The sequence below is a fragment of the Antarcticirhabdus aurantiaca genome (assembly GCF_009765365.1).
Lineage (GTDB): Bacteria > Pseudomonadota > Alphaproteobacteria > Rhizobiales > Rhizobiaceae > Antarcticirhabdus > Antarcticirhabdus aurantiaca.
In genome coordinates this window covers 50,107-60,797 of sequence record NZ_VTOM01000032.1, presented here as the reverse complement: position 1 = coordinate 60,797, position 10,691 = coordinate 50,107, and the positions used below count along the sequence as shown (strand labels likewise).

The following is a 10,691-nucleotide window of genomic DNA, read 5'->3' as shown; positions in this document are numbered from 1 at the left end:
GCACTCCCTTGGTAAGGGAGAGGTCGAGAGTTCAATCCTCTCTCGCAGCACCATTTTCCTCAATCCTTTCATGCTGTTAGCGGTAGGTCCGGCTCAGGCCGATCTGACAGGTGACAGTTTCGATGACAGTTTCGCCTTTCCGGCGGGCTTCCGACCGATGTTCGCGGCGATCTCTTTTTGGTGCTCCGGCGAGTGGTGGCCGTACACGTCGTCGACCATCTGCACCGACATTCCGACGTAGCTCGCAACCTCAAACGGCTTCACGCCGGCATGAAGAAGCCACGTTGTCGCCGTGTGGCGGAGGATGTGCGGCGTGATGTCCTTCGGCAGCCCGGCCTTCTCCAGCGCCGCCGCCCACGACTTGCGCTGCTTGTCCACCGGCTTGCCGCGATAGTGGATGACGAAGGGGATCGGCTTGCGCTTCTCCGTCTCCGTCATGTCGGCCGCGTGCCAGCGCGCGAGTGAGCCGACGAGGCGGTCGGGGATGCGGATCGGCGGCTTGCGCTTCTTGGTCTCGGCCTCGTCCTCGCCGCGACGGTGGATGACGCCGTGTTCCAGATCCACCCATCCGCCGAGAGAGTTCGGCATCCAGCCGAGATCCCGCAGCGCGCCCGAGCGCGTGCCGGTGTAGAGCCCGAGCAGGATAAACCGCACCAGAGCGCGCGAGCTGTCCTTGTCCTCCAACCGGCGAGCCGCCTTGAGCAGCCGCGCCGCCTCGTCGCGCGTCAGCCAGCGCGTGCGGGGCGGGGAGGCCGGCGGCAGCGTCACGATCGGCAGGGCGTCCAAGGGCGTCTCCTCGTGATAGGCATTGATGGCGGCGCGTAGGACCGTCAGCTCGCGGCGGGCGGTCTCCTCCGAAACCTTCTTCTTCCGGGCCTCGTCCGTCTTCGCCTGGCGGATCGGCTGCTTCCTGCGGTGTTCCACGTAGGCGAGGCACGTCGAACGCTTCACGTCGGAGAGCTTCTTCGTCGCCCACCACGTCGCAAGCGGCTCGATGGCGTAGCTCGTCGCCTTGGATTTCTGGCCGGGCGCGATCTCCCGGCCGTAGTAGATCAGGATGTCCGTGACGAAGAGGCGAGAGGCACGACTGTCGCTTGGCCGGACGTATTTCGTGTCGAGGTAAGCGCGGAGGGCGTCCTCAGCGCCCGCGCGGTTGTCAGAGCGGCAGCCAGTGCTGCGTTTGATCGCTCCGTCTCGGATGAACCAGAAGCCGCTGGCCTTGTCGGACCAGAGACGGGCTCCCTTGGATTGACGCGGCATTGTTCCCTCATCTCCTTCAAGGCGGCTCGGGTCACGAAGTCGCGTCGTCCGATGCGTTCGATGGTCAGGCGTCCGCGTCGTGCCTCGGCGCGGAGCGTAGCGGGGGTGATGGTGCCTCGGAAGATTTCGGCGCAGGCTTCGGCCAGCGTCAGGGGCACGTCGTCCAGATGAGGGCTCATCGCTCCTGTGCCTTCTCTGGATGGAGAGGGAGAGAGCGGATCGTCTTGATGAACGCCATCTCGGCGGCATCCACGCCTTCCGCGAAAGTGTCGGGCCGGTCGGTTAAGTCTGCCATGACGGGCGTTTCGCGGATCGCTTGGAGGATGCGTTCCCGCATATCCTTAGCGCGGCGGTCTCCTTCAGATTGGGAGATGGAGGCTGCCGCGAGGGTTCCAGATCCCTCTGCGGATAGGGCGTCCAGTGCTTTCTGCGCGATGCCCTTGAGGTAGTTGGCATCGTTCGACAGCGTCATCGCCATGTGGCCGTCGAGCTTGAAGCCCGTGGCCTCGGCCTGCTTCTGCATGAAGCCGATGGGGTTGACGATGCGTTCCAGAGCGGCCTTCAGCACGTCACCCTCTGCCGCCTGCGCAGGGGATTGCGGCAGCCCGATTTCATCGCGCTTCATCGGGCGTCTCCTTGAGGATGTTGCGGGCGCGGAGAGCGGTGCGAACTTCGGCCGACCGAGCGCCTTCTCCGAAAAGCCAACCGGCGGCGCGACGGGCGTCCTCCCGCAGGGTGACTGATGAGCACGCGCGTCCCTCTTCGCTCGCCTTGTCGTAGAGCCGGTCCAGCACGTCCTCTTCCGCCCTGTCCGCGCGGGCCGTTTGAGCCTGTAGCGCTTCCCAGCATGTGGCCAGTTCGGCACGAGCTTCTTTCTCGTCCTGGATCGCCCTGTCCGCGCGGGCTCGCTCTGCGGCGAGGGCTTCGGCGTTGTAGAGGGGGACATCGAGCGGAGAGCGATCGTCCAGGCGGAAGATCGCGCACGAGTCCACCCGGCCGCTCGCGAGCCGCGACAGGGAGTCGGCATAGGCATAGCCCACCGGCTCCCCTTGCGAAGGAAGGGGTGAAGGGAGGGCTGACGCAACGCCATCACCGGCTTCTGTCGAAGGGTAACGCTCGCCGAACAGGTGACCGCTCTCCAGGGCGTCGGCCAAAGCACGATGATTGTTCTGGCTGGCCGAGCGCCGTTCGAAGCGCGTCGCAACATCGCGGATTTTGGCGACGATACGGGCGCGCAGCGCCTCCTCTGCCTTCGCTCGTTCTGCCGCGAGAGTTGCGGCGCTGTAGAGGGGCTCCATGGTGTCGCGCAGATCCTCGTGCACATAAGGGTAGTCGACGCCCGCCTGAGCCACGAAGTGCCCAAGGCGAGTGCGCCACCGCCACGCCACCGGCTCCCCCTCTGCCGCCGATGCAGATCCTCGCGGCAGCCCTTCTTCGGGAACGGGGGTGGAGAGGGCGGCGAGAAATTCTGCCGTCATGCGCTCAAGCGATCCGTCATCGCTACTGCCGCAAGCGCAGTCGTATCCAGCCCGCCAATACTCAGTGCAGAGCTTGGCCAGCGCCGCCCGCACGCCTTCATCGGGGGAGGGGTTAGCCATGGGGCCCTCCGGTCCTAATGTGCCGCCGAGCCCAAAACTGGCCATACCAGTTCCATTCCGTCAGGCCGCACCTGAGGCAGCTACGCCCCTCCTTGGCGGGATAGGCCTCGGCAGGCTCCAGCGGGCGCCAGACGTGCCCCTTGATCCAGCAGATGATCCTCATGCTGCCTCCAATGCGTAGGGGACTTCGGGGAGAGCATCCATCAGCGCCGCTATGACTTCGGCCGCCAGCGGGACGTAGATCGCATTGCCCGCGATGCGGCGCAGAGCCACGCTGCCGGGAACCCCATCATCCAGGCGAGGAACGCTGGATGGGGACGGCCACCGAGAACGGTCGCGAGCTTGAGCCCCGTTGTGGCGGGGGACTTCGCCTTCGACCACTCTGGCCCGCCGTCCGACGCTGTCGGGGCAGGCAGCAATCCAGCGTCGCTCCCTCTCTTGCGGCGCGTTGAGCGCGCAAGCCGGGATATCGACAGCCCTTGAGGCGTAACCCGCCGACGCCAAATCAGCGTGCACTCCGTCGAACCACACGTCGCCAAGCGGTCCCGCAACTTGCTCTCCCACGAATGCAGGGGGCCTTCGGGAACGGATGAGGCGAAAGAGGTCGGGCCACAGGTGCCGAGGATCGTCGGCGCCGCGTTTGCGGCCTGCCGGCGAGAGGGGCTGGCAAGGACAGGAGCCGGTCCACAGGGGGCGGTTGTCAGGCCATCCAGCAAGTCGAGCTGCGACTGACCAGAGACCTCCGCCGGCGAAAAAATGGCACTGCGTGTAAGGGCGCAGGTCATCGGCTCGAACATCCTGAATGGAGCGGGTGTCGACATCGCCCGGAGCGATCACGTCGTCGGTTATGAGTTCGCGCAGGACCGCAGCGGCGTCCGGATCGATCTCGTTGTAGTAGGCTCGGGCCGCGCTCATGTCGCAGCGGACGCGTCGCAATTGCGCCGCACGCCGCACGCCTTCATCGGGGGAGGTGGTCATCGTCCACCCTCCCGCTCGCTCTCGACCTTGGGGAAGGAGAGGGCGAGAGCGGCGAGCTTCGCATCGAGATCGCGCCACAGGGACGACAGGTTGTCCATGGTGGCGCCCTCGCGCGGGGTGCCCCAATCGCGACCGCAATAGGCGATCGACACGACCGCGACATCGCGAGCGAAACTGATCAACTCCCGCAGTCTCTCCACCTCCTGCTCTACGGCTTCGGTGGATGAAGATCGGGCTGCCGCAACGAGGGCCTTGGGATCATCGCCCGCAGGGCTGGCGGTGAGGGCGGATGCGGCATAGAGAGGTTCGATCGTACGGAACGGACCGGCATCGGGCTCGACGTGTGTCAGAACCCAACTCCCGTTCTGCCATGACGAGCTGGTCCAGCGCCACGCTACTGGCTTACCCTCCGCCGCCGATGCAGACCTTCGCGGTAGATCAGCGCCGCTATCACCGGGCTCCCCGAGAGCGACGCTTTGGGCGCGGAGGCGGAGGGCAAGAAGCAGCGTCTCGCGGGCGCTGGTGTTTGCGTCAGCCATTGGCCTTGCCCTCCAGCGCGGCGCGGTCCAGGCGCTCGATCTCAGCTTGACCAAGCGCCACGCCTCGTACGAGATCGGTGCGAAGGTCTTTGAATTTCGGAGAGCCCGACCACGGCCACAGGTCTGCCCGGCCTGTCAGGTAACAGGCCGCGGCAAGGGCAATCTCTCCGCCCTCGTGCTGGTCGTCATGCTCGGGCGTCCAGCCTTCCGCCTCGACCTGCCGGCGGCGTTCGGCCAGCACATCGTACGCTGCCGCACTTGCCACGCCTCGCGGCAGCCTATTCCCATCTCCCCCGACATCGACAGACGGGACGGAGGAGGAGACACGGGTGTTCCAGGCTTCAATGGCGTCGTCCCGCCACTCCTCAACCGGGCCGTAGCCGGTGCGGACTTCAGGCCCCGTGCAGCAACACACCACGGCGCCCCACTTGGTGCCCTGGCTAGATTGGAAGGTCGCCGGGCTGTTGATGTCCGGTGTCGTCCCGCAGAAAGGGCATGGAAGGAGCTTCACCCCCTCAGCATTGTCTTGCATGGATACGGGGGAGGATGACAGCGCCTCAGCGCCGTTCGGGGCGGAGGTCATGCTGCACCTGTATCGAAGGAGGGAGCGGCGACGGCCGGCGGCTCAGCGCCAGCCTTGATCCCGCAGAACGGGCAGAAAGTCGGGATCGCGAGAGCGGGCCCCTTGCGGTTGCGCTTCTCGATCTTCTCCGTGTCGATCTTCGGCAGGACGTAGCCGGGCGATCCGTCGCGCGGGAACGCCATCGTCACGCAAATCTTCGTGTTGTGCTCGGCGAGCTTGGCGCCCATCACGTCGAGGCAGTCGCACTTGAAGCCGCTCATTCGCCACCACCCGCCCGCTCCAGGGCCTGGTCGATGCGGGCGAGCACTTCGGCTTTCGTGCGGCCCTTCGTGTCGTTCCAGATGACCATGGCGACGCCGGTTTCGAAGCCGAGCGAACGTGCGAGCGGGTCAGTAATGCCTTTGGCCACGGCCACGGCCACCGCGGCGCCAAGTAGGCACCAGCACTCCGCCCGCGGGTCACGCGGCACGCACCGGAAGCCTTCAGCATCTCGTGCCGTGGCACCCTGCGTCCAGCCGCGCTCTATGAAGCCCCGTACATCCCTGAGCATGTCGGATCGAGAGGAGGAGGCAGACGCGAAGCTCTCGTTCGTCTTCATCGCGCGCCCTCCTCAGCCTTCTTGCGGGCCGCGGACGCCTTCGCCTTCTCGGACGCCTCAGATCGAGCGATGAAGCTCTGTTCGTGCCTTGCGATGGTTTCGGCGCGGAATGCCTCGGCCTTCGAAATGGCCTCCTCAGCGTCCTGGCCGCGGAAGTAGGTGGGGAAGGCCCTGCCGTCGCCGAAGAAGGCGAGAGCGCCGTGCTCGCCCGTGTAATGCCAGATTTCGAGGTCTCGGATGGGATGGTGGCTCACAGTCCCACCTCCTCTTCCGAGAAGTCGACGAACGCAGCCACCGCGATCACGATCGCCAGGAAAGCACCGAACGGAAGCCATCCAACCGTCATGACGGCGATGTTCGCCAGGGCACGCTTGCGGCTGGTGGTGATGAAGCCTCGGCATCCACGATGCTCGATAAGAGCGATGACGAGGCCGGCGGCGAGGTAGAGGGTGAGGTAGAAGGCGGCGGAGGTCATTGACCGATCTCCTCGATCTGGTCGATGCGGGCTTGTGCTCGTTCGATGAGGAGGGCGACGAGCGCCCCTGTGATGAGAAGGGCGGTCATGCGGAGGGCCTCACGGCTCGCAGCCCGTGCGGGCCTTGTTCGTAGCGGGTGCCCTTGGGAGGGCGGCGGAAGGTGGTGCGCTTCTTGCCGGCGAGCTTCAGGTGCTTGGCCTTCTGGCCGCGCTCGACGGCCCGGCGGCTGTTCTCCAGGCCGGTCTTGAAGCCGTGGCAGTCGCCGCAGAGGATCTGCAGGTTGCTCTCGGCGTTAGGCCCGCCGTCGGCGAGCGGCGTGATGTGGTCGCAGGCGGTGGACTTCACTTTGGAGAGCTCCCGCCGGCACTCGGCGCAGGCGTCACCCTGGCGGGCGGCGATGCGCAGGCGGACGGTCTCGCCCGGCATCGAATCGTCCGTCTTGCCGATCCACTCCTTGACGGTGCGCGGCATCAGGCGGCCCTCCCAAGCTCTTCGGGAGCGATGCCGAGGATGCCGGCCACGACGCGCAGCACGCCGTCCTTCGACTCCTGGAACTCGGCCTTGTTCATCCAGCGCCGCGACTGCGACTTGGCAGTCCGGACGATGACGATGGATCCGCGCACGAGAGCTAGCGAGAACTCCTCGCGTTTGCCGATGAAGCGAGCGAGGCGCACCGCGGCGGCATGGCTGCCGGCATCGACAGCCTGCTCGTCGTAGAAACCTGCTTCGATCAGCGCACGCTTCCGCAGGTGCTCTGCCGTGGGGTAGACCGGCGCGAGGTGCTCCGGCAGGCTCTGCCAAGCCTCTTCCAGCCAGGCGAACTCGTGATTGTGGCTCTTGGTGCTGCGCGCCTCATGGCGCTCCAGCATGTAGCGCTCGCCGATGACGAACTGCTGGTCGGCGAGCTTGGCCATGAAGGGATTGGCCGGCCGGAAAGCGTCACCTTCCCAAACGTAGGCGAGGGGCGTGCTCATGCCGCCTCCTGCATCCGGAAGCGCTCGGCCAGGGCCGCAAGCTTCGCCTCGAGCTCGCCGAGGAAAGCGACGACAGCCTCTTCTAATTCGGCGATCACCGCCTCATCCCGCTCGACGCGCTGGATGAAGATCTGCATCTCCCCGGGCATGCGCGGATCGAACGAGACGAAGTCGCACCAAGCGCGGCCCGTGCAAGCCATCTGCCACTGCATCTGCGTGACGTACTTGCCGGCGATCGTGCCGGACAGGAGCGTCTCGACGTGCGTGGCCGTGGTCGGGCACTTGATCTCGATGAGCCCGTCGTCGCCCACCAGCCCGTCGGGGCTTGCGCCGGTCGAGGGGATGGCCGGATGCGGCACGAAGCCGATCTCGGCGACGTCGGCGTCACGGTAGAAGCAGTAGGCGGCGCGCGCCTGCGGCTCGGTCTCTGTGCCCCAGCGCATCGCCGGGCTGGAGAAGCTCTCCGCCGGGACGCCGGTCAGCCGCTCGGCGACGAGCTCGCCGAGGTAGGTGGCACGCGAAACGGCCGGGCCCCTCTGCGTCTTGGCGATGATGTCGGCGACGCGCGAGGCCGTGACCTTGCCACAGCGGACGGCGAACCACTCGGGAGTGCCCTGAACGATCTGGCTCACGACTTCCTCCCCTTGGCGCGGAGCATGTCTCGGGCTCCGATGAAATCGCTCGTCGTCCTCGTCGGTGAGGGCGACGTTGAAAATCAGCATCGTGAGATAGCGGCGGCCGTAGCTCATGGTGGAGCCGAAGGCGTGGGTCGCCGACTTGTTCTGCGCGCCCTTGGCGCCGCCAGCATCGGCCGGGATGTCGGCGTGGTAATGCCGGGTGAAGCCGCCGACATGCGATACGGCGCAGGTGATGCGATAGTGGTCCGTGATCGGCGACGTGTCCGTGCCGAACGAGAGGCTGAACCCGTTTCCGGTGACGATCGGGCCGATGGCGGCGTTGATCGTCTCAAGACGAGCGTAGCGCGAGCGGGTGTGGCTGTTGGAGGCGTCGCGCGTCACCCGCGGCATCTGCGCCTGGGCGGCTTGCATCGCGCCGAGGAAGGCCGTCTCCGCCTCCCGGTCCATGATGCGCTCCTGCATCTGCAGAAGGCGGTCGATCTTGTCGGCGTCGAGCTCGGGCATGGAGGCCACGCGCTCGATGATCTGCAGGATGGTGGCGCCGCGGGTCTCGACGGGCGCCGGCGGCTGCGCGCCATTGTAGGTCTGGACGGCGCTCATGCGGCGGGCCCTTCGGTACGGTAGAGCCTGATCCAGGCGTTGATTGCGGGAAGCCAGTCGAGGATTCGCGACTGGCAGGAGGCGAGCGGTCCGAAGCGCATCACCGGAACAGCCCGGCGCCCTGGTGGACGCTCTCCTGCTCGACGACGAGCCATTCGGCCTGACGCTGGGCGCCGACGTTGCCCATGGCGACGACGAAGATGGCGCCGATGGTGATGGCGAGGACGGCCAAGGAATTGCCGTTGGCGCGGCGGCGGGCGGGCGTGTCGCGGATCACAGCGTCACCTCGAGAGAACGGTCGCGGATGAAGTCGGGGCAGGTCTGCTGCGGCGCGCGGGGCTCGATGCCGGCCTTGAAGGTCGACCAGCCGGCGCCGAACATGTCGGCCTTGGCGTCGTCGATCGCGTTGCGCATGCCGATCCGGTCGGACACTTCCACGTCGCCGGGCATGCCGACCTCGCCGACGGCGGCGAAGGTGTTGGTGACGACCTCCGGCAGAGCGCGAACGCGGGGAGCGATGGCGCACTGGTTGGCGAGGATCGTGTGACGGTCCTGGTTGCGCGGGAGGCCGACGATCTGGCTGCGGAGCTTGTCAGCGGCTTCGATCAGGGCGTCGAGCGCCAGAACGGCCGCGTCGTGAGAGTGCGCCGACATCACAGCACCTCGCACGAGGAAGGCGCCGCAGCGACGAAGGCACCGAGGCCGCCAGCCAGAGCGCCGACGATCAGCGCCAGAAGAACGAGGCCGAGCACGCCCCAGAAGCCGAGGGGATCGGTGACGCCGACCGGCGCCGGCTCCTCAAGGTCGAGGCCTTCGTTGCGGCGGAACACCACGTCGAGCTCTCGGTCGAGCTGCGCGTCCAAGTCGTCGATGCTTGCCGCGGCCGAACGGCCAAACGGCATTGTCAGTGCGTGCTGCATCGGAGGCCTCCATCTGGCCAGTTCGTGGCGGGTATGGATGGATGTTGCCATTTGGCAAAAGAGCCGTCAAATGGTTTTTGCCAAATGGCAAGAAAAATCTTGACCGGAACCAGCGAGCGCGCGCACATATGTCGTGCGACTGGTCAGAACGACTCAGTCGCTCCTCATGGACCGCCTACCCCGAAAGGGATGGCCTCACGGGTCGAGGGCTCAGCTATCTGTCCTCGGATGACAGATGCGGGCTCTGGACCAGGTGCAGTAGGGTGACGAAGGGGTTCCGCCCCATGAGAATGCCGAAGGAACGGGATCGTCTATCGCTGGCGGGTCAGCGGCCAACAACCAACCCGAGGGACGAGCAACGGCAAGGGGACTGCGCACCCCGCTCGTGAGGCTTCCTGAGCCGATAGAAACGCAGCATGAACCGGGCAGGGAACGCGGCGCCATATGCCGTGCCGGGGATGCGTGGAAACCTCAAGGCTCGTCCGAGCTGAAGGAAGCGCAGTACCCTGGCGGCCGGCAGATGCCCGGTCAGCCCAGGGATTTCTGCATCGTTTCCTAAGGTCTGAACCGCCTGAAGGAGGGCTTCTCTCCACCCTTCCGGACTTTCGTTCTACGTGTCAGGTAGAGGCGGTGAGGGGTGGCGGGCTGCGGACGGAATCGCGGCCTCAAAGCCCTACACGATATGGCCTTAAGGGTGGCCGGCTGCCGTGTGGAATCGGCGCCTCTCTGACGCTGCGCCCGCACGAAAACGGCCGAGCATGTGCCCGATCGCGATCATGCAGGATGATGCAGGCTCCTGCTAAGGCAGGAAGATGCGCGTGACGCCGGCCGCGATGAAGATCGCTACCACGAACCCGAGAAGCTGTAGGGTCGTCGGCATAGCCTTCAGCATGCCCTTGATCTCACCGACATCGGCGCGAATCGCTGATAGGTCATCCTTCGTCGCCATCTTGGCGTCGATGCTCGCGAGGCGCAGCTTCACATCCTGCGCGTCCTTCTCAAGCTGGGTGATCCGGGCTTCCATACGGTCATATGTGCCCCCGCCACCCCCGCCTGTCGAGAGGGTAGGATCTGCGTCGGGTTGCTGCTCTCCCATCCGACGCTGCCGCTCCTCGAGCAGCGAGACGAGGCTGTCGCTGTCACTCCTCGCCATCAAGCGACTCCACTAGCTTGCGAAGGATGCCGTCGGTCGCCCGTTCGAAGTCGAAGCGTGCGCGGCTGATGTGCATGGCGGACATGCCGACGCGGCTCCTTGATCCAAGCTCCCGCCGCAGCACGTCACTCAGCTCTTCGACGGCTTCGAAGAACTCCGACTGTGAGCGGATTAGCAGCGCCAAATCGCCCTTGGATATCTCGAAATTGACGATCTGATCCGCCGGGATCGCATCCACGCGCTCAAAGAGCTGGCGTCGTTCTTCGATGCGTCTTCGCGTCTCTTCGAACGTCTCCGCAGGCATTACGCCGCTCCCTCGTCCCGCACCTGCCGCCCCAGTAGCGTCAGCCGATACCAAGCCGTCGGCTCATCGT

Annotated in this window: 18 protein-coding genes; all 18 read right to left on the bottom strand. The window is 66.0% G+C overall.

The window, feature by feature from the left end; translation table 11 throughout:
• Positions 1-93: 93 nt before the first annotated feature.
• Positions 94-1,260: a tyrosine-type recombinase/integrase gene (locus FZN60_RS26500; protein WP_158877027.1), complete on the bottom strand. Its 1,167-nt coding sequence runs from the start codon at positions 1,258-1,260 to the stop codon at positions 94-96.
• Positions 1,261-1,435: 175 nt separating this feature from the next.
• Entirely contained in the window at positions 1,436-1,885 is a 450-nt protein-coding gene (locus FZN60_RS26495; protein ID WP_158877025.1) for a hypothetical protein, read from the bottom strand.
• On the bottom strand, positions 1,872-2,858 hold the full coding sequence (locus FZN60_RS26490) for a DUF2237 family protein (protein WP_158877023.1): 987 nt from the start codon (positions 2,856-2,858) through the stop codon (positions 1,872-1,874). The genes FZN60_RS26495 and FZN60_RS26490 overlap by 14 nt, the downstream gene beginning before the upstream one ends.
• A gap of 159 nt (positions 2,859-3,017) precedes the next feature.
• Complete coding sequence (locus FZN60_RS26485; protein WP_246727226.1) at positions 3,018-3,836, bottom strand: DNA cytosine methyltransferase; 819 nt, start codon at positions 3,834-3,836, stop codon at positions 3,018-3,020.
• Complete coding sequence (locus tag FZN60_RS26480) at positions 3,833-4,018, bottom strand: hypothetical protein (protein WP_158877021.1); 186 nt, start codon at positions 4,016-4,018, stop codon at positions 3,833-3,835. Before FZN60_RS26480 ends, FZN60_RS26485 begins: the two co-directional genes overlap by 4 nt.
• Positions 4,019-4,367: 349 nt before the next feature.
• Complete coding sequence (locus FZN60_RS26475) at positions 4,368-4,958, bottom strand: Lar family restriction alleviation protein (RefSeq protein ID WP_158877019.1); 591 nt, start codon at positions 4,956-4,958, stop codon at positions 4,368-4,370.
• Positions 4,955-5,218, bottom strand: a complete 264-nt coding sequence (locus tag FZN60_RS26470; protein WP_158877017.1) for a hypothetical protein — start codon at positions 5,216-5,218, stop codon at positions 4,955-4,957. Before FZN60_RS26470 ends, FZN60_RS26475 begins: the two co-directional genes overlap by 4 nt.
• Positions 5,215-5,556 carry a DUF6197 family protein gene (locus tag FZN60_RS26465; protein ID WP_158877015.1) on the bottom strand — a complete coding sequence of 114 codons (342 nt, stop codon included), beginning with the start codon at positions 5,554-5,556 and terminating at the stop codon, positions 5,215-5,217. Before FZN60_RS26465 ends, FZN60_RS26470 begins: the two co-directional genes overlap by 4 nt.
• Positions 5,553-5,810 carry a hypothetical protein gene (locus FZN60_RS26460; protein ID WP_158877013.1) on the bottom strand — a complete coding sequence of 86 codons (258 nt, stop codon included), beginning with the start codon at positions 5,808-5,810 and terminating at the stop codon, positions 5,553-5,555. Before FZN60_RS26460 ends, FZN60_RS26465 begins: the two co-directional genes overlap by 4 nt.
• Entirely contained in the window at positions 5,807-6,031 is a 225-nt protein-coding gene (locus FZN60_RS26455; protein ID WP_158877011.1) for a hypothetical protein, read from the bottom strand. The genes FZN60_RS26460 and FZN60_RS26455 overlap by 4 nt, the downstream gene beginning before the upstream one ends.
• An 85-nt stretch (positions 6,032-6,116) precedes the next feature.
• Positions 6,117-6,503 (bottom strand): HNH endonuclease, encoded by a 387-nt coding sequence (locus FZN60_RS26450; protein WP_158877010.1) that lies wholly within the window; start codon positions 6,501-6,503, stop codon positions 6,117-6,119.
• A complete protein-coding gene (locus FZN60_RS26445) occupies positions 6,503-6,946 on the bottom strand; it encodes a hypothetical protein (RefSeq protein WP_158877008.1) in 444 nt (147 codons plus the stop codon). Before FZN60_RS26445 ends, FZN60_RS26450 begins: the two co-directional genes overlap by 1 nt.
• A 56-nt stretch (positions 6,947-7,002) precedes the next feature.
• Positions 7,003-8,244 (bottom strand): lambda-exonuclease family protein, encoded by a 1,242-nt coding sequence (locus FZN60_RS29365; protein ID WP_158877006.1) that lies wholly within the window; start codon positions 8,242-8,244, stop codon positions 7,003-7,005.
• A 100-nt stretch (positions 8,245-8,344) separates the two neighbouring features.
• The gene (locus FZN60_RS26435; RefSeq protein WP_158877004.1) at positions 8,345-8,521 is read right to left on the bottom strand and encodes a hypothetical protein; all 177 of its coding nucleotides are present in this window, start codon (positions 8,519-8,521) and stop codon (positions 8,345-8,347) included.
• Positions 8,518-8,898 carry a hypothetical protein gene (locus FZN60_RS26430; RefSeq protein WP_158877002.1) on the bottom strand — a complete coding sequence of 127 codons (381 nt, stop codon included), beginning with the start codon at positions 8,896-8,898 and terminating at the stop codon, positions 8,518-8,520. The genes FZN60_RS26435 and FZN60_RS26430 overlap by 4 nt, the downstream gene beginning before the upstream one ends.
• A complete protein-coding gene (locus FZN60_RS26425; protein ID WP_158877000.1) occupies positions 8,898-9,164 on the bottom strand; it encodes a hypothetical protein in 267 nt (88 codons plus the stop codon). The genes FZN60_RS26430 and FZN60_RS26425 overlap by 1 nt, the downstream gene beginning before the upstream one ends.
• A 799-nt stretch (positions 9,165-9,963) precedes the next feature.
• Complete coding sequence (locus FZN60_RS26420; protein WP_158876998.1) at positions 9,964-10,317, bottom strand: hypothetical protein; 354 nt, start codon at positions 10,315-10,317, stop codon at positions 9,964-9,966.
• The gene (locus tag FZN60_RS26415) at positions 10,304-10,621 is read right to left on the bottom strand and encodes a hypothetical protein (protein ID WP_158876996.1); all 318 of its coding nucleotides are present in this window, start codon (positions 10,619-10,621) and stop codon (positions 10,304-10,306) included. Before FZN60_RS26415 ends, FZN60_RS26420 begins: the two co-directional genes overlap by 14 nt.
• Between the last annotated feature and the right edge of the window lie 70 nt (positions 10,622-10,691).